Source organism: Jiella mangrovi, from assembly GCF_017815135.1.
Classification (GTDB): domain Bacteria; phylum Pseudomonadota; class Alphaproteobacteria; order Rhizobiales; family Rhizobiaceae; genus Jiella; species Jiella mangrovi.
Window position 1 is genome coordinate 263,225 of sequence record NZ_JAGJCF010000006.1, and the last position, 17,007, is coordinate 280,231.

Genomic DNA, 17,007 nt, shown 5'->3' on the forward strand with positions numbered 1-17,007 from the left:
AGGCGCGCGCTGTTTGGTGCGTGCCTCATGGACGGCGTATACTCTGCCTTCCGCGCCATAGGAGTTCGTCGCCATGAGCGCCGAAACACATCCGGCCCCGCGATCTTCGTCCTGGGCGTCGGTTCTGAACAATCCGACGGTGCGAAGCATCGTCATCCAGGTGACGCTGATCGTTGCCCTGGTCGTCTTCGTCTGGTGGATCGTCTCCAACACCGCGCGCAACCTCGCCGAGGCGAACATCGCGTCCGGCTTCGGCTTCCTGTGGTCGCGCGCCGGATTCGACATCGCGATCACGCCGATCGCCTATACGTCGAACGAGACCTATGGCGAGGCGATCGTCATCGGCATCCTCAACACGCTGATCATCTCGGGCGCCGGCATCGCGCTGGCGACGATCCTCGGCTTCATCGTCGGGATAGGCCGGCTGTCGGGCAATTTCCTGATCCGACTGCTCTCGACGGTCTATGTCGAGACCTTCCGCAACATTCCGCCGCTGCTGGTCATCCTGTTCTGGTATTTCGGCGTTCTCTCGGTGCTGGGCGGCCCCCGCGGGCTGGAGGAAAACGCCTTCGGCGTCTATCTCACCAATCGCGGTCTGCAGGTGCCGGCGGTGATTTTCGGCTTCCTGGCCTGGGCATCGCTCGTCGCCTTCGTCGTCGGCATCGTCGCCACGGTGATCATCGCCCGCCGCAACAAGGCTCATCAGCTGGCCACCGGCGAGCGCAAGCCGCTTTTATGGACCGCGGTGGCGCTGATCGTTGGCCTGCCGATCATCGCCTTTCTCGTCACCGGCCTGCCCGCGACGATGGAGTTTCCGACCGCCAACCGCTTCAATCTGGCGGGCGGCATCCAGATCCGGCCGGAATTCATCTCGCTGTGGCTGGCCCTGTCGATCTATACCGGCGCCTTCATCGCCGAGATCGTCCGGGCCGGCATCATGTCGGTGTCAAAGGGGCAGAACGAGGCGGCCTCGGCCCTCGGCCTGACACGAGGGCAGGCCCTGCGTCTCGTCGTCGTGCCGCAGGCCTTCCGGGTGATCATCCCGCCGCTGACCAGCCAGTATCTGAATCTCACGAAAAACTCCTCGCTCGGCCTTGCCGTCGGCTATCCCGAACTCGTGGCCGTCGGCTCGACGGTCCTCAACCAGTCCGGCCAGTCGATCGAGGTCGTCTGTATCTGGATGGCGGTCTATCTGACGATCAGCCTGTCGGTCTCGGCCTTCATGAACTGGTTCAATTCGAAAATGGCTCTGGTCGAGCGCTGAGGGGAACGGAAAAATGGAAGAACAGGTTTTCCGGTTCGTCTCGAAGGAACAGAAGGCGGCGCTGCCGCCTCCCGAGAGCGAGGTCGGCCCCCTCGGCATCGTGCGTCGCAACCTCTTTGCGACGCCGGTCGATATCGTGCTGTCGATCGCCGCGGGTATCGTGGTCGTCTGGGGCGTGTGGGGCATTTTCCAGTGGGCCGTCATCGACGCCGTCTTCACCGGCTCCGATCGCGAGGCCTGCCTCGTCGAGGGCGGTGGTCACGGCGGCGCCTGCTGGGCGTTCGTCAAGGCGAAGTTCGGGCAGTTCGTCTACGGGGTCTATCCGTTCGACGATCGCTGGCGGGTCGATGTGCTGTTCGTCATGCTGGCGCTTCTCGTCGCCGGGCTGGCGATCCCCAAGGTGCCCTACAAGCGGCTGAATGCGGTTCTGCTCTTCGGCGTCTTTCCGGTCGTCACGCTCGTGCTTCTGACCGGCGGACAGTTCTCCTTTTCCGGCGGCATGCTGGCGTTTCTGTTCCTGATCGCCGCGGGCTTCACCATCGCCGACGTCTCTTCCGAGCCGCAGGTGGGTTCCCACAGCCTGCCGGTGAAGATCGCCATCGGCGCGGCCGCGCTGTCGCTCCTGTCGATTCTCGTCGCGGGGCTGGTCGATGCGCGCACCGTCGTGTTTCTCGACTTCCGCTTCTCGGCGCTATCGCTGGTCTCGCTCCTTGCTGCGCTGGTGGCGCTCGGTGCGGTGCTCTACGCCGGCTTCATGGCAAGGCGTGGCGAGGGAAACGTCGCGCGGATGTTCTATCCGGCGATCGCCGTCATCCTCTTCGTCTTCCTGATGACGACGAATTTCGGCCTCTCCCATGTCCCGACCAATCTTTGGGGCGGGTTGATGCTGACCCTCGTCGTCGCGCTGTCGGGCATCGCGGCGTCGCTGCCGCTCGGCGTTCTGCTGGCCCTCGGGCGGCGCTCGGACATGCCGGCGGTGAAGCTGCTGTCCGTGATCTTCATCGAGTTCTGGCGTGGCGTGCCGCTGATCACCGTGTTGTTCATGGCGAACTTCATGCTGCCACTGTTCATGCCCGAGGGCGTGACCTTCAACCAGCTGCTCAGGGCCTGTGTCGGCGTCGCCCTGTTCTCGGCCGCCTACATGGCCGAGGTGATCCGCGGCGGCCTGCAGGCGATCCCCAAGGGGCAGTACGAGGGCGCCGACGCCATGGCGCTGACCTACTGGCAGAAGATGCGGATGATCATCCTGCCGCAGGCGCTGAAGCTGGTGATCCCCGGCATCGTCAACACCTTCATCGGTCTCTTCAAGGACACCAGCCTCGTCTACATCATCGGTCTTGCCGATCTTCTCGGCACGGTGCGGCGCGGCTTCAACGATCCGAACTGGATCACGCCCTCAACGCCGGCGACGGGGCTGATCTTCGCCGCCTTCATCTACTGGCTGTTCTGTTTTTCGATGTCACGCTACTCGATCTATACGGAACGCCGCCTCGATACCGGCCACAAGAGCTGAAGCTTCCATAAGGAATTCCTGACATGAGCCTCCAGAGCGAAGCTGCACCGAAAGACGCGGCGCAATCGGAAAAGCCGAAGAAAATGGAGATCTCCGACGAGATTGCCGTCGAGATGATCGGCGTCAACAAGTGGTTCGGCGAGTTCCACGTGTTGCGCGACATCAACCTCACCGTCCATCGCGGCGAGCGGATCGTCATCTGCGGTCCTTCGGGCTCTGGCAAGTCGACGACCATCCGCTGCATCAACCGGCTGGAGGATCACCAGAAGGGCAAGATCGTCGTCGACGGCATCGAGCTGACCAACGATCTGAAGAAGATCGACGAGGTGCGCCGCGAGGTCGGCATGGTGTTCCAGCACTTCAATCTCTTCCCGCACCTCACCATCCTCGAGAACTGCACCCTCGCGCCGATCTGGGTTCGCAAGATGCCCAAGAAGAAGGCCGAGGAGATCGCCATGCACTATCTGTCGCGGGTCAAGATCCCCGAGCAGGCGAACAAATATCCCGGCCAGCTCTCCGGCGGTCAGCAGCAGCGCGTGGCGATCGCCCGCTCGCTCTGCATGAACCCCAAGGTGATGCTCTTCGACGAGCCGACCTCGGCGCTCGATCCGGAAATGATCAAGGAAGTGCTCGACGTCATGGTCGGCCTCGCCGAGGAGGGCATGACGATGCTCTGCGTCACCCACGAGATGGGCTTCGCCCGCCAGGTGGCGAACCGGGTGATCTTCATGGATGCCGGCCAGATCGTCGAGCAGAACGAGCCCCATGCCTTCTTCACCGATCCGCAGCACGAGCGCACCAAGCTGTTCCTCTCGCAGATCCTGCACTGACGCCGGCATCTCCCCGCAAAGAGGGGATCGATCATCGACGCTGATCGGAGCTTCCGTTTCGCGTCACCTTTGAACCAAAGGCGGCGGCGCGCCCGGAAGCGGTCCGATCTCTCCCTTGTGGGGAGATGCTCGCCCTTCGAGAAAGGCTCAGGCGGGCAGGCTGTGAGCCGCACTAAAACCATCAGGCCACCCCTCATTGCGCCACTCAGCCAACCGCCGGCTCGGCGGTCAGCGGCCGGTGCGAACCCTCGCAGGAGCTGTCGGGCTTGCTCCTGGTGACGAAGATCGGAACGGCGGAGAGGCGGCTGGAGGCGCTGGAGGCGGCATCCAAGGTCAGGCATGATCTCCCCTCGCGCGTCAGACCTGCTGGACTTGCCGCCCTTTAGGCTTGTGCTTTGCGGCGCTCGGGGGGCGATCGGAACGTGCATCGCAACCGGGGCGGGCTTTTGGGCTTGGCAACCGAACCTCACGGCCCGCTCGCGGAACCTTGAACATCATCAGCCGTTTATCAGCGACGTTTGAGATCCGGGGGATGACTTGTCGTCGGAAAAAGAAGCCAGCCGACGGAGCGAACAGCGCTCCACGACGATCTCCCCGACAATCGGCCTCGTCAACACGCAAACCTTCGAAAGCGGCCCGCGCTGGGCCGTCATCGGCATATTCTTCATCCTGTTCTTCGGGGCGCTCTATCTGACGGCAAGCTTTTTGCTGCCGGTCATTCTGGCGCTTCTTTTCGCGCTGGTGATGAGCCCGATCGTCAGGTTTCTGCGGCGCCGCCTGAAGATCTGGGAGCCGCTGTCAGCCCTCGTTCTGGTGGTCGGTTCGCTGCTCACCCTGACGCTCGGCTTCTACATGCTGAGTGATCCGATCACCAATCTCGTCAACGACGCGCCCCGATATGCCGCTGCCGTGGACAATGAGATGCGGTCGATCCGCGATCGGCTGGATCGGTTCCAGGCCGCGCAGGAAGAAGTGCGCAAAGCGACGGACGATCCGCCCAGTGCGACCGAGGATGCTCCCAGAGAGGTCGTCGTCAAAAATCCGGGGCTCCTCGACAATGTCACCCAGACGGCGCCGCAAATCCTCGCGTCGATCGCCTTCTCTCTGATTTTTCTGTATTTTCTTCTCGCCTCGGGCGACCTTTTCTACCAGAAGCTCGTGCGGGCCATGCCGACCTTGTCGGACAAGAAGCGGGCGCTGCACATCGCCCACGACATCGAACGTGAGCTTTCGCGCTACCTTTTCACCATCACGCTGATCAATATCTGCCTCGGCATCGCGGTCGGCACCTGCCTGTGGTGGGTCGGCATGCCGACACCGATCGTCTTCGGCGCTCTGGCGACGCTCCTCAATTTCATTCCCTATATCGGCTCGATCATGGGTATGGCGCTTGTCGGCGTCATCGCTCTTGCCGAATACGGCCATCTGGCGAGCGCTGCCGTACCCGTCCTGCTTTATCTCGCATGCACGACGGTCGAGGGCCAGTTCCTGACGCCGATGATCGTCGGCCGACGCCTGGAAATGAATGCCGCCGCAATCTTTCTCGCGGTCGCCTTCTGGGGCTGGATCTGGGGCGTCGTCGGCATGTTCCTCGCGGTGCCGCTGATGGTCTGCATCAAGGTGTTTGCCAGCTACATCGAGCCGTTGACCGCGCTCGGCGACTTCCTGTCGGCCGAGCAGACCCGGCAGGACGATGACGACGACGACTGACAGCTGGTCGGCTTGCCCCGCTTGAAGAGCGGCTGCTTTCTCAGTGGGCGTAGATCATCTTGCGGGTCATGCCGCCATCGACGACCAGCGTCTGGCCGGTGATAAAGCCGGCTTTCTCGCCATCGAGGAGAAAGGCTGCGGCATGACCGATGTCGGCGGGAACGCCGACCCGGCCGACGAGATGCTGCTCGTGATCGACGGCCCTCAGCTCCTCGCCCGAAACATTGATCCAGCCCGGCGCGAGCGCATTGACGCGGACCTGCGGCGAGAGGCTGACGGCCAGCGAATGAGCGAGCGCGAAGAGCCCGCCCTTGGTCGCCGAATAGGATTCGGTGTCGGCCTCCGACATGAAGGCCCGGCTGGAGGAGATCAAGAGCATGGCGCCGCCGCTTTTCCTCAGCTCGGGCCCACCGTGCTTGGCGAAGAGAAAACTCTGGGAGAGATTGACGTCGAGGACGCGGTGCCAGTCCTCGTAGGATAGATCATCAGCCGGAACGCGCTTCATGATACCGGCATTGCAGACGATCGCGTCGAGCCGGCCGAAGGTTTCGCACGTCCTTTCGACCGCCGCGGCGGTGTCGTCCTGCGAGGCGACGTCGCCGCTCATCGTCGCGAGCGCCCCGCTTTCGGCCGCAGCCGCCATCTCCCGTGAGAGCTGTTCCAGGCCGGCCGTGTCTTCATCCATCGCTGCAACCTTGCCGCCGTCGGCGAGCAGGCGTTGCGTGATGGCGCGGCCTATCCCGGAGGCGGCGCCGGTGACGATGGTGACACTGTTTCTGAGGCTCATCGTGGGGCTCCTTCCTGACGTGGCAGGCCGGCCTCTCCATAGGAGCGCCGGCCCGTCAAGCTCCTGGTCTGTTACGAAAAGCGGCGCCGCGAGATCGGCTCGCAGCGCCGCCTCTGGGTTTCAAACGGTCAGTTCCGGGCCGATTCGACCGGCTTCACCAGCGGCGTGATCCGCCTGACGGTGACGCGGCGGTTCTCCCGGTTGGGATCCTGGGTGTCCACCTTCAGATCCTCTTCGCCGTAGCCCTGGGTGACGAGGTTTTCCGGCGGAACGTCGAAATACTGCGTCAGGGCGGAGGCGACCGCCTCGGCGCGGCGATCGGAAAGCGCCAGATTGGCGAGCTGGCTGCCGACGGCATCGGTATGGCCCTCGATCAGGAAGGTCTCGCCGGGGTTCTTGTCGATCACCTCGTTGATCGCCTCTCCGAGCGCCTTGAGGTTGCCGACCTGGTTCTGGCCGATCGCATCGGAGCCGAAGTCGAAGTTGATCGTGTTGAGATCGATCCGCCTCACCTTGTCACGAATGCGCTCGGAGCGGACGACCTCGTCCACCGAATAGATCCGGTTCACGGTCTCGACGGGCGGTGCGATCAGCGTGGCGTAGTAGAGCTTCTCGTCCGGCCGCGAGACGTCGACGATGTACTCGTTCTCCGGGATGTCGATGCGAAGCGGCGGCAAATCGCGGCCCGGGTCGAGTTCGTAGGTCGGCCGGGCTTCGTCGCCCGAATAGGGATCGTAGAACAGAACGACCTCGCGGCCGTCCGGCATGATGCGCGAGCGGCGGATGATCTCGCCATAGCGGTTGGTGATCGTCACCACCTGAACGCCGTTGTCGCGCACGATGGTCTGACGGACCTCGCCGCGGGGCAGGCGGTCGTAATAGGTGTTGCGGGAATCGACTGCGACCCGGCTGTCATTGTCGCTCTTGATGAAATAGGAGGCCGCAGCCCCTGCGACGGCGCCCGCCGCGGCGGCGCCGACGATCGTCAGGATGTCGCGATCGCCCTCGCGCTTGACCACCTTGACGCCCGGCGGAAGTTCGCCGCGCGCGGGATCGAACCGGTCGCCGTCGCGGCGGTCGCGGGCCTCTCTCCCGTTCCTGTCGCGGCCGTTGCCCTGTTCCCTGGCGCCGGCCGGCGGCTCGATGCGTTCGCCCTTTTCCTGCGTGATCGGCGTCACCTCGACCGGCTGTTGCAGCTTCTGCACCCGCGCGTCGCTGGCGTTGATCCGGCCTGGCTCGACGGGCTGGTCCTGCGTTGCCGCCGGAACCGGCTGCGGCTGTTCGGCCGGCGGGTTCTGGGGGTTCTGGGAACCGCGCCGGTTGTCCGCCTGACCGGCCGCGCCGTTCGGCTGGCCTGCGGCGTTCTCATCGCCGCGCGGGCGCTGGCGCTGCTCGCCGGGCGCGGTCGCCTCGTTCCGCTGCTCGCGGGCCTGCCCGTCATTGCCGCTGGTCTCGCCGGCATCATTGGCGTTGGCCTCGCCCCTGCGGCGCGGTGCGGGGGCATCGCTCGGGTTTTCGGCGGGCTGGGCCACCGCGTCCGGTTCGGCACCGGGCTTTCCGGCATCGCGTGCTTCGTTGCCACCGGCGGCCGGCGCTTCGTCGGACTTCGGCGCCGTCGCCGGCACCGGCTTGTCCGGCTCGGCGCGGCCGGGCTTTTCTTCGGGGACGGGCTCGTTGGCAGGGCGGGCTTGCGGCGTCACATTGGCGGAACCCTCTGCGTCCGCCGGCTTCGCCTGGCGTTTGTCGGCATTCTTCTGCGACTTCTCGCCCTTGCGGCGGGGTGCGCCGTCCTCTGCGCCGCGATCCTGCGCCGCGGGTTCTGCGGTCCGATCGCTCTTTCCGGGCGCACGGTCGGCCTTCCTGGCGTTACGGGGCGCCTCGTCGCGGCCGGCCTGATCGGCCGCTGGCGCTTCGTCGGGAGCCGCGGCCTGCTCGGCCTTTTCCTTGCCCTGGCGTTTTTGAGGAGCGGCCTCGCCGCCATCCTTTGCCGCGGACTTGTCGCGTGCCTCGGGCGCCTCGCGACGCTCGGCGCGCTCGCCGCCCGGCTCGCCCCTTTGCTGCTTCTCCGCCTTTTCGTTGCGACGCTTCTTCTTGAGCTGTTCCGGCGCATCTTCTCCAGGCGCTGCATCGGCCTGGGCAAGCTGCAGGAACTCGCCGTCGCGGGGTCCGGCGGAACCGGACGCGGCGTCGAATGTATTGAAGGCGATGCGCGTCACAGGCGCGGCGGAGGCCGACGCGTTCATCGGGCCGGTGAGGGCCGTTGACGCGGCGAGGGCGGCAATCCCGATCAGCTTGCCGCCACGTTTCAAATTCGACATTTCAGTTAGACCTTCGCGTTTCGTCCCTTGCAGGTCCTTCCCGTGTTCCGGTGGCGCGGGTCCCGAGGCACAGCCTCGCGGAGTCTGGCGCGCGGGTTCGGACGCGGGCGAGGTGCGGCAGAAACGGCGAGGAGGCCGGCGGCGTTCCCGCAAAAGACCAAATCGCTGTCGATCAGCCTGCCGGCGGGGGCCCCAGTTTCGGCGCGCGCCAGTCGTAGAGCCAGGCGAGATCGGCTCTTAATGCGTCGCTCGGCCGCAGCTTCAGAACCGCGTCGCGCCCGAATGCGAGCGGCGGGGGGAGGTGGTACACGAAGCGGTGAAAGCTCACCCGCTTGCGGACCTGCGCGATGCGGGGCCGGCGTTCGGCTTCATAGCGCCGCGCCGCCGCCTCGATCCGCCCGGCCTCGATCGCGGCACCGCCGACGTCGCCGAGAGCTCTTGCGAGGACGGCGGCGTCCTCGATCGCCATTGCCGCGCCCTGGGCGGCATAAGGCTCCATGGCATGAGCCGCGTCCCCGACGAGGACGATGCGGCCGCCGGCGTGAACGAAGGGCCGGTCGGCGGGCGTCGCAAGGAGCGGCCAGCCGGTCGGGGTTGGAGCCGCCCCGATCAGCGCTGAAAGCCGCCGGTCGCGGCTTTCGAAGAGCGACGTGACGCTCGCCGGATCGCCGCTTTCGCTGTCCTTCGTCACGAGGACGAGATTGACCGCCCGGCCGGCGCGGATCGGATAGGCGACGGCATGGTGGCGGGTTCCGAGCCAGGCGCCGACGACGGCACCCGGCCCGCCGTCCGTACCGTCGTTTCCGCTCAAGGCCGCCGCAGTTGCCATGTTCCCCGTCTCGTCGACGGAGATGGTGCTGCGCCAGGCCGTCGTTCCTGCCGCCTGCGGCGGCGAAAGCTGAAGATAACCGGCCATCGCCGAACGGACGCCGTCGGCGCCGATCGCAAGCGCGAAATGCTGCGGCCGATCCTCGCCGCGCAGCGACAGCGCGACCATGCCGCCCACGGCCTCGAGCCCGGCGAGTTCGGCGCCGAGCCTCAGCGTTATCGACGGCTCGTCCCGCACCGCGGCGAGAAGCACCGCCTGGAGATCGGCGCGATGGATCGAAAAATAGGGCGTGCCATCTCCGGAGCGCACCGGCACCGCTGCGATCCGGCGGCCGCTGCGCAGATCGCGAAGCTCGACATGGCCGGCCTCGACGGCGACACGGCGCAGGGCCGGCAAAAGGCCGAGTTCCGCCATGACCGAAAGCGCATTCGGCGAGAGCTGCAGCCCGGCGCCGACCTCATCGAGCGTTTCGGCGCGCTCGAAGAGCACCGGTGAAAGGCCGATGCGCGCAAGGCAAAGCGCAGTCGTCAGCCCGGCAATGCCGGCGCCGATGATTGCGATGCGGGGCGCTTGGGCGATAGGGGGCGCTTGCGTTGCCGTCATGGTATCGAGGTCCCGGCCGCCCGGTCCGCAAAAGGCGCGCCCGGCAGCCGGCAGGTCAGGCTCAGGCGGCCTCGTCGAAGAAGCAGCCTTCCGGCTTGGTCTCGCTGATCTTCAAGGATGCGTCGTAGCGATACAGCGTCGAGCAATAGCTGCAGACGATCTCGGCCTCGTCGCCCATGTCGAGGAAGACATGGGGGTGGTCATGGGGCGGATTGGCGCCGCAGCACATGAACTCCTTCACGCCGACGGTGATCGTGGCGTGTCCGGCGTCGTTGGAAAAATGCGGAATCGGATGACCGGCCATGACTGCTTGAAACCTTCAAAAACGTCCTGCCTGATGGATCGGGACCGGCACGCGAAGCCCCATTCACGGGGTCTGCCGGAATCGGCCCATATGATGCGGCCGGACCATAATGCGCCGATCCGCGAAAGAACAGGGGGTGTCAGCTGAGGCCTCGCGCGCTATCGACGTCAAGAGACGCAAACACGCCACGAGCAAGGAAGCCCCGCCATGACGACCGGACAGTTCACCAATGACGGGCTGCACCTCGCCTTTCTGGACGAGGGCGACCCCGCCCGTCCCGCGGTGCTTCTCGTTCATGGCTTCGCCTCGTCGATGCGGGTGAACTGGATCGACACCGGCTGGGTGGAGACCTTGACCATGGCCGGGCTTCGCGTCGTCGCCTTCGATCATCGCGGTCACGGCCAGAGCGACAAGCCGAAGGACCCCGCGGCCTATACGCCACAGAAGATGGCGTCGGACTGTTTCGCCCTTCTCGATCATCTCGACATCGCCGCCGCGACCTTTTTCGGCTATTCCATGGGCGCGCGCGTTTCGGCCTTTGCCGCGCTCGCAGAGCCGGAGCGGGTCGAGCGTCTGGTCTTCGGCGGCCTCGGCATCGCCCTCGTGACCGGGACCGGCGACTGGGACCCGATCGCCGAAGCGCTGCGCGCGCCCTCGCTGGACGATGTCAGCCATGCGCGCGGCCGGATGTTCCGGGCATTTGCCGACAAGACGAAGAGCGACCGGCTGGCGCTGGCGGCCTGCATCGAAACGTCGCGCGACGAACTTGCCGAAGACGAGGTCGGCCGGATCTCCCAGCCTGTCCTCATCGGCGTCGGCACAAAGGACGACATCGCCGGCGCGCCCGAGCCTCTCGCCGCCTTGATGCCGAATGCGGAAGTCCTGGCCATCGAGGGCCGCGACCATATGCTTTCGGTCGGCGACAGGCGGTTCAAGGAGGCGGTCGTGGGTTTCGTGAAGCCGTCGGCGTGAGATCGGCTCACATCTGATTTGAGCAATTCTCGCGGCAAATTCAGCGGCGCCGGTCCTGGCTACTCTTTCCCTGGGTGCATGCATCGCTTAAATCACGCCGAGGATCTGACGTGCCGGACGGTGTCGGCGCGAAAAAGCATGGTCGCGAACGGTCAAACCTGATCTTTCGATGCATATCATGCGCCAACAGGACAAGCGGGCGGCTTTGGAGCAAGGCGTGTCACGCTCGGTTCCATGGGAGAGCACCATGAGCTTTGCAGGCAGCAGGAGCCAGGAAAAGATCCAGGCCGTCGACCCGATTTTCGCGGCGATCCGCGCAGAAGCTGCAACCGTCGCGGCGAACGAGCCGGTGCTCGCAAGCTTCATTCACGCGACGATCCTCAACCAGCCGAGCTTCGAAGCGGCGCTGGTGCATCGGATTTCCCAGCGTCTCGACCATCCGGACGTGCCGGCGGTGCTGATCGCCCAGGCCTTCAACGACATGATCGCCGCCGATCCGACATTTGCCGAGACCGTGCGCACGGACATTCAGGCCGTCTACGACCGCGATCCGGCCTGCGAGCGCTATCTGGAGCCGCTGCTTTATTTCAAGGGTTTCCACGCCATCCAGACCCATCGTCTGGCCCATTGGCTCTGGGACGACGGCCGCAAGAACTTCGCGCTCTATCTGCAGTCGCGCTCGTCGGCGGTGTTCCAGACCGACATTCATCCCGCCGCCCGGATGGGCCGCGGCATCTTCCTCGATCACGCGACCGGCCTCGTCGTCGGCTTCACGGCGGTGATCGGCGACAATGTGTCGATCCTCCAGAACGTTACCCTCGGCGGCACCGGCAAGGAGCATGGCGACCGCCATCCGAAGATCGGCTACGGCGTCCTGATCGGCGCGGGCGCGAAGGTGCTGGGCAACATCAAGGTCGGCAATTGCGCGAAGATCGCCGCCGGCTCGGTGGTGCTGAAAGAAGTGCCGCCGCAGACCACCGTCGCCGGCGTTCCCGCCAAGGTCATCGGCGAGACCCGCTGCGACCAGCCCTCGCGCGAGATGGATCAGAGCTTCGATCGCGCCGACTGAGCACATCGAAAGCGGTGAAAATTCTGGGAAAGATGGGCGGCGCGGCCTGTTCCGTCTCTCGAACTTCCAGGGGGGCACCCTAGCTACCGCATCTCCAAATCATCGAGGAGAAGCCATTGAGCCCCGCCGAAATCAGAAAAGTCGAAGCCTATCTGAAAAAGACCTTCAGTGGCGTCGATCTGTCCGTGCGCGGTTTGCCACGCAAGGCGGATTCCGCCGAGCTTTACGTCAACGGCGAATTCGCCGGGCTGATCGACAAGGACACCGACGAGGGTGAGCTGTCCTACCATCTCACCATGACGATTCTCGATATCGACCTCGACTGAAGCCGAATGCGGTCAGGGTCGATCGCATCGCCCGAAAGTTTCCGACATCGCGTGATCTCGTCGTGGACCGGCCATCGGTTCCAGCGATCATGCCTTGGCGGCTCGCCCGGCGGTGCCACGGTCCATCATCGCACGCCATGAGTTGAGGCCAGAACGAACCGGGGGCCGGCTTTTCCTTGAAGGAAGGCCGGCCCCCGGTATGCCCGGAGCGGGACGGGGCGCTCCGAGCGATCCTGCATTGGGACGAGCGCCGGTTCATCGCCGGCCCCGGTCCGTCTCCTGCGTCAGCGAACGCTGCCGACCAGGAGGTTGCGATCGTCGACGATACCGACCCACTTGCCCGCATTGTCCACGGACTGGCGCTTCAGGAAGGTGTAGTCGGTGGCCTGCCACGCGAGAACCTGGTTATCGAGATTGTCGAGGACGAAGTCGCCCTGATCGGTGCGCAGCGTCAAAACGGCGTGGCCGTCGCCATTCGACTGTTTGACCACGGTGATCAGAAGCGCCGAAGCCGGGATGCCCTCGCGCTCCAGCATATACTGCTTCAACAGCACGAAATCCTCGCAGTCGCCCTGGGTGGTCGGATACGCCCAGTATTCCGGCACGCCATAGATCTGCTCGTCGGTGCGCGGGAAGATGTTGGTGTTGACGGCGACATTGACGTCGACGATGCGCTTCCAGATCTGCGGCGTGAGCTTCAGCGCGGCGCTGGTCGGGTTGGCCTGGCAGGTCGAGGCGTAGCGCTTGCAGAACTCGTAATGGCCGATTGGCTGCGAGGTATAGCCCGTCGTCGGCATCGGCGACGAGGCTGCAGCCTGCGCCGGCGATGCGGCGACCATCAGGCCGATCAGGCCGAGAGCCAGGCCGATGTGCTTTCTGAATTTCGTCATTGTCATTCTCCCCGTCGTTGGGGAGACATTGCCAGCCCGGTTTTACTTCGGACGAAAATGCAGAACCGCAATTATATTCAAATGCGAAACGATTGTGGCAGGACCTATACTTTCAACTGCTCTTCCAGGGGACGCAAAATTCGAACCACCCTGTTAAGCTGCTGGCAAGCTTGCTGGAACGCTAAGCCCGTCTGACGGCGCTAAGACCTCGGGAACGAAGTCTGTATCCCTTGCGCGCCAGTCGTTTCCACGCAGCGAAAACCGGATCTGACGTGGATGATGTTCGCTGCGGACGCGGCGGACGGGCATTTGGCCTGTCGGATGAGAGGGCTCGCGCCTCGCCGCGGAGCTCGCTGAGCTGAAAGGCTCTGGTGAGGAAGGTTAATGCGGGGCCCGAAACGGCGTCAAAACAGGCCGTTTTTGCCTCGAGAGCCGGGTTTTGTGCTTAACGGCGGCTGAATTGGGAAAATTTTGACGTGCGCCGTTGCCCGGACGCACCGTTGCTCCGTCGGCCCATATGGCTTAGAGACGGCCCAATTTCTCGCAAAGTCTACGACAGGAAAAGGGCAGCGCCCCATGGCTCGCCAGTTCATCTATCACATGTCCGGCCTCTCCAAGGCCTACGGGAACAAGAAGGTTCTCGACAACATCCATCTCTCCTTCTACCCGGACGCCAAGATCGGCATCCTCGGGCCGAACGGCGCCGGTAAGTCGACGCTCCTGAAGATCATGGCGGGGGTCGATACCGAGTTCACCGGCGAGGCCTGGGCCGCCGAGGGCGCGACCGTCGGCTATCTGCCGCAGGAGCCGCATCTGAACCCCGACAAGACGGTGTTCGAGAACGTCATGGAGGGCGTCGCCGACAAGCAGGCGATCCTCGACCGCTACAACGAACTGATGATGAACTACTCCGACGAGACGGCTGAGGAGGGGGCGAAGCTCCAGGATATCATCGACGCCCAGAACCTCTGGGATCTCGAAAACCAGGTCGAGATGGCGATGGACGCCCTGCGCTGCCCGCCGGCCGATGCCGAGATCGCGCCGCTCTCCGGCGGCGAGCGCCGCCGCGTGGCGCTCTGCAAGCTGCTTCTGTCGAAGCCTGACATCCTCCTCCTCGACGAGCCGACCAACCATCTCGACGCCGAGACGATCCTGTGGCTGGAAAAGCACCTGCGCGAGTATGAGGGCTCGGTGCTGATGGTCACCCATGATCGCTACTTCCTCGACAATGTTACCGGCTGGATCCTCGAGCTCGATCGCGGCCATGGCGTGCCCTACGAGGGCAACTACTCGGTCTATCTGGAGAAGAAGCAGAAGCGCATGCAGCAGGAGGGCCGCGAGGACGACGCCCGCATGCGCGCCATCACCCGCGAGCGCGAGTGGATCCAGCAGGGCGCCAAAGCCCGCCAGACCAAGTCGAAGGCCCGCATCAAGGCCTATAACGAGCTGGTCGAGGCGGCCGAGAACAGAAAGCCCGCCGACGGCAAGATCGTCATCCCGACCGGCGAGCGCCTCGGCAACAAGGTGATCGAGGTCGAGAACCTGACCAAGAGCTTCGGCGACCGCGTGCTGATCGAGAACCTCTCCTTCAAGCTGCCGGCCGGCGGCATCGTCGGCATCATCGGCCCGAACGGCGCCGGCAAGTCGACCCTGTTCAAGATGATCACCGGCCAGGAGAAGCCTGACTCGGGCAAGATCGAGGTCGGCGAGACCGTCGATCTCGGCTATGTCGATCAGAGCCGCGACGATCTCGACCCCAACCACAATGTCTGGGAAGAGATCTCGGGCGGCGTCGACATCATGAAGCTCGGCAAATACGAGATGAACAGCCGCGCCTATGTCGGCAACTTCAACTTCAAGGGCCCGAACCAGCAGCAGAAGGTCGGCACCCTTTCGGGCGGCCAGCGCAACCGCGTGCATCTCGCCAAGATGCTGAAATCCGGCGCCAACGTCATCCTGCTCGATGAGCCGACCAACGATCTCGACACCGAGACCTTGACCGCGCTGGAAGACGCGCTGGAGGAATATGCCGGCTGCGCCGTGGTCATCAGCCATGACCGCATGTTCCTCGACCGGCTCGCCACGCACATCCTCGCCTTCGAGGGCGACAGCCATGTCGAATGGTTCGAGGGCAACTTCGAGGATTACGAGCAGGACAAGATCCGCCGCCTCGGCCCGGAATCGGTCAATCCGAAGCGTCCGACCTACAAGCGCCTGACGCGCTGATTGCCGTAACGGGATATTGTCGTCGGCACCTCTCTGATTTTCTCGAAGGACGCGATAGTGTCGCCTGCGGGAGATCAGGGAGGTTTCGATGCGCAAGTTCAACGCAGCACCGTTCGCGGTGGCTGGCATATTGGCCATGGCGCTTTGTGCCATGGCCATTTCTGTGGTTCCGGCGGAGGCGAAAAGCGCCCGCTGCTTCACCACCGACGACGGTTATTACCCTTGCGATTTTCGCGGGACCGACGGGTCCGGCAGTTTTGAAATTTCCGCACCCGGCAAGCCGACCTTCGCGCTGATCGTCGAGCGGCCCGGCTTTGCCTCTGCCTATGCCGATTACGGCACCGGGCGCAACGTGCCCCTGTCGGGCATGTATGTGCGCGAGCGCGACCAGCCCGCCTGCTGGTCCAATCCGGAAACCGTCACCAAGATCTGCGCCTGGTAGGGAGCCCGACTGCACCGTTTCTTTTCGATTGGAACACCGGCCTCGACGACTGACGGAACCAGCTGTCGTCAAGGCCGGCCGGCCACAAGCCGGGGGGAGTTGGGAGGGCTTCATGAAGATCGTCATCGCCGGTGACAGCGCCGGCCAACCACTCGTCAAGGCCATCACGGATTATCTGCGGACCCGCACGGACGTCACCTTCGAGGATTGCAGCCCTTCGGGCGACAGCGCGGGCGAGCGCTACGCCGCGACCACCGAGCGCGCGGCGGTGGCAATTCTCGAAGGGCGGTTCGAGCGCGGCATCCTGTGCTGCGGCACCGGCCTCGGCGTGTCGATCTCGGCCAACAAGGTGCCGGGCATCCGCGCCGCGCTCACACACGACACCTATTCCGCCGAGCGCGCGGCCAAGAGCAACAACGCCCAGATCATCACCATGGGCGCGCGGGTAATCGGCCCGGAACTCGCCAAGGCCATCGTCGAGAAATATCTGGCTTCCGATTTCGACCCGCAGAGTTCCTCGGCCCCCAATGTCGAGGCGATCGACGCGCTCGACCGGAAATATTCGCAAGACGCCGTCTGATCGGCTTTCGCGCGCAGGCATATCGAGTGCCTGACACTCCGAGACTAGGCGTCCGCTTTTATCGCGCTCGTCATGCTCGGGCTCCGTCCCGAGCATCCAGTGCGCCGTTTAAGCTTCTGTTGTGTCGAACGTTTCTGGCAACTGTGTTCATTCGAACGCCTTTCTGTCTCTCTGCATGGCGTTGAGAACAGTGAGAAGCTTTCTGGCGACGGCGATTATGCCGACTTTCTTCGATCCCGATCTTTCGGCGACGGCTTGAAAGAAGCTCTTGAAACGGGTGTTTGCGCGAATGGCACCGAGGGCGGCCATGTAGAGAGCTTTGCGCACCCGGCGCCTTCCCCCCT

Annotated in this window: 15 protein-coding genes and 1 pseudogene; 10 read left to right on the forward strand and 6 right to left on the reverse strand. The window is 64.5% G+C overall.

Features of this window, described 5'->3' with window-relative positions:
• The first annotated feature begins 73 nt into the window (after positions 1–73).
• The 4 genes from J6595_RS11760 to J6595_RS11775 all read left to right on the forward strand — a co-directional run bounded on the left by J6595_RS11760 (position 74) and on the right by J6595_RS11775 (position 5,317).
• Positions 74–1,264: an amino acid ABC transporter permease gene (locus J6595_RS11760; RefSeq protein WP_209594738.1), complete on the forward strand. Its 1,191-nt coding sequence runs from the start codon at positions 74–76 to the stop codon at positions 1,262–1,264.
• Positions 1,265–1,277: 13 nt separating this feature from the next.
• On the forward strand, positions 1,278–2,777 hold the full coding sequence (locus J6595_RS11765; RefSeq protein WP_209594739.1) for an amino acid ABC transporter permease: 1,500 nt from the start codon (positions 1,278–1,280) through the stop codon (positions 2,775–2,777).
• A gap of 83 nt (positions 2,778–2,860) precedes the next feature.
• Positions 2,861–3,607, forward strand: coding sequence for an amino acid ABC transporter ATP-binding protein (locus J6595_RS11770; RefSeq protein ID WP_209594770.1), 747 nt, complete (start codon positions 2,861–2,863; stop codon positions 3,605–3,607).
• A gap of 537 nt (positions 3,608–4,144) precedes the next feature.
• Positions 4,145–5,317: an AI-2E family transporter gene (locus J6595_RS11775; RefSeq protein ID WP_245198194.1), complete on the forward strand. Its 1,173-nt coding sequence runs from the start codon at positions 4,145–4,147 to the stop codon at positions 5,315–5,317.
• Between the two features lie 40 nt (positions 5,318–5,357).
• On the opposite strand, the gene J6595_RS11780 is transcribed toward J6595_RS11775, so the two are convergent.
• From J6595_RS11780 to J6595_RS11795, 4 genes are all read right to left on the reverse strand, one after another.
• Positions 5,358–6,104 (reverse strand): SDR family oxidoreductase, encoded by a 747-nt coding sequence (locus tag J6595_RS11780; protein WP_209594740.1) that lies wholly within the window; start codon positions 6,102–6,104, stop codon positions 5,358–5,360.
• Positions 6,105–6,232: 128 nt separating this feature from the next.
• Positions 6,233–8,422, reverse strand: a complete 2,190-nt coding sequence (locus tag J6595_RS11785) for an OmpA family protein (protein ID WP_245198196.1) — start codon at positions 8,420–8,422, stop codon at positions 6,233–6,235.
• A gap of 172 nt (positions 8,423–8,594) precedes the next feature.
• On the reverse strand, positions 8,595–9,854 hold the full coding sequence (locus J6595_RS11790; RefSeq protein WP_245198197.1) for an FAD-dependent oxidoreductase: 1,260 nt from the start codon (positions 9,852–9,854) through the stop codon (positions 8,595–8,597).
• 61 nt (positions 9,855–9,915) lie between these two features.
• Positions 9,916–10,158, reverse strand: coding sequence for a zinc-finger domain-containing protein (locus tag J6595_RS11795; protein WP_209594741.1), 243 nt, complete (start codon positions 10,156–10,158; stop codon positions 9,916–9,918).
• A 207-nt stretch (positions 10,159–10,365) separates the two neighbouring features.
• On the opposite strand from J6595_RS11795, the gene J6595_RS11800 reads away from it, so the two are divergent.
• The 3 genes from J6595_RS11800 to J6595_RS11810 all read left to right on the forward strand — a co-directional run bounded on the left by J6595_RS11800 (position 10,366) and on the right by J6595_RS11810 (position 12,525).
• Positions 10,366–11,130, forward strand: a complete 765-nt coding sequence (locus J6595_RS11800; protein ID WP_209594742.1) for an alpha/beta fold hydrolase — start codon at positions 10,366–10,368, stop codon at positions 11,128–11,130.
• A 247-nt stretch (positions 11,131–11,377) separates the two neighbouring features.
• On the forward strand, positions 11,378–12,199 hold the full coding sequence (gene cysE / locus J6595_RS11805; RefSeq protein WP_209594743.1) for a serine O-acetyltransferase: 822 nt from the start codon (positions 11,378–11,380) through the stop codon (positions 12,197–12,199).
• 116 nt (positions 12,200–12,315) lie between these two features.
• A complete protein-coding gene (locus tag J6595_RS11810; protein WP_209594744.1) occupies positions 12,316–12,525 on the forward strand; it encodes a DUF3126 family protein in 210 nt (69 codons plus the stop codon).
• Between the two features lie 284 nt (positions 12,526–12,809).
• On the opposite strand, the gene J6595_RS11815 is transcribed toward J6595_RS11810, so the two are convergent.
• On the reverse strand, positions 12,810–13,421 hold the full coding sequence (locus J6595_RS11815) for a transglutaminase-like cysteine peptidase (RefSeq protein ID WP_209594745.1): 612 nt from the start codon (positions 13,419–13,421) through the stop codon (positions 12,810–12,812).
• Between the two features lie 570 nt (positions 13,422–13,991).
• On the opposite strand from J6595_RS11815, the gene ettA reads away from it, so the two are divergent.
• The 3 genes from ettA to derI all read left to right on the forward strand — a co-directional run bounded on the left by ettA (position 13,992) and on the right by derI (position 16,663).
• On the forward strand, positions 13,992–15,641 hold the full coding sequence (ettA, locus tag J6595_RS11820) for an energy-dependent translational throttle protein EttA (protein ID WP_209594746.1): 1,650 nt from the start codon (positions 13,992–13,994) through the stop codon (positions 15,639–15,641).
• Positions 15,642–15,729: 88 nt separating this feature from the next.
• Positions 15,730–16,083 carry a hypothetical protein gene (locus tag J6595_RS11825; RefSeq protein ID WP_245198202.1) on the forward strand — a complete coding sequence of 118 codons (354 nt, stop codon included), beginning with the start codon at positions 15,730–15,732 and terminating at the stop codon, positions 16,081–16,083.
• A gap of 112 nt (positions 16,084–16,195) precedes the next feature.
• A complete protein-coding gene (derI, locus tag J6595_RS11830; RefSeq protein ID WP_209594747.1) occupies positions 16,196–16,663 on the forward strand; it encodes a D-erythrulose-4-phosphate isomerase in 468 nt (155 codons plus the stop codon).
• Between the two features lie 147 nt (positions 16,664–16,810).
• Here derI and J6595_RS11835 read toward each other — a convergent pair.
• Positions 16,811–17,007 (reverse strand): annotated as a pseudogene (locus J6595_RS11835) (IS110 family transposase); the annotation flags it as partial.

What these genes read in the sequence shown, in the direction of transcription:
- J6595_RS11770 (WP_209594770.1), top strand. Translation starts at nt 2,861, where the DNA reads ATGGAGATCTCCGACGAGATTGCCGTCGAGATGATCGGCGTCAACAAG.
- ettA (WP_209594746.1), top strand. Translation starts at nt 13,992, where the DNA reads ATGGCTCGCCAGTTCATCTATCACATGTCCGGCCTCTCCAAGGCCTAC.
- J6595_RS11760 (WP_209594738.1), top strand. Translation starts at nt 74, where the DNA reads ATGAGCGCCGAAACACATCCGGCCCCGCGATCTTCGTCCTGGGCGTCG.
- J6595_RS11790 (WP_245198197.1), bottom strand. Translation starts at nt 9,854, where the DNA reads ATGACGGCAACGCAAGCGCCCCCTATCGCCCAAGCGCCCCGCATCGCA.
- J6595_RS11800 (WP_209594742.1), top strand. Translation starts at nt 10,366, where the DNA reads ATGACGACCGGACAGTTCACCAATGACGGGCTGCACCTCGCCTTTCTG.
- J6595_RS11795 (WP_209594741.1), bottom strand. Translation starts at nt 10,158, where the DNA reads ATGGCCGGTCATCCGATTCCGCATTTTTCCAACGACGCCGGACACGCC.
- derI (WP_209594747.1), top strand. Translation starts at nt 16,196, where the DNA reads ATGAAGATCGTCATCGCCGGTGACAGCGCCGGCCAACCACTCGTCAAG.
- J6595_RS11785 (WP_245198196.1), bottom strand. Translation starts at nt 8,422, where the DNA reads ATGTCGAATTTGAAACGTGGCGGCAAGCTGATCGGGATTGCCGCCCTC.
- J6595_RS11815 (WP_209594745.1), bottom strand. Translation starts at nt 13,421, where the DNA reads ATGACAATGACGAAATTCAGAAAGCACATCGGCCTGGCTCTCGGCCTG.
- cysE (WP_209594743.1), top strand. Translation starts at nt 11,378, where the DNA reads ATGAGCTTTGCAGGCAGCAGGAGCCAGGAAAAGATCCAGGCCGTCGAC.
- J6595_RS11765 (WP_209594739.1), top strand. Translation starts at nt 1,278, where the DNA reads ATGGAAGAACAGGTTTTCCGGTTCGTCTCGAAGGAACAGAAGGCGGCG.
- J6595_RS11780 (WP_209594740.1), bottom strand. Translation starts at nt 6,104, where the DNA reads ATGAGCCTCAGAAACAGTGTCACCATCGTCACCGGCGCCGCCTCCGGG.
- J6595_RS11825 (WP_245198202.1), top strand. Translation starts at nt 15,730, where the DNA reads ATGCGCAAGTTCAACGCAGCACCGTTCGCGGTGGCTGGCATATTGGCC.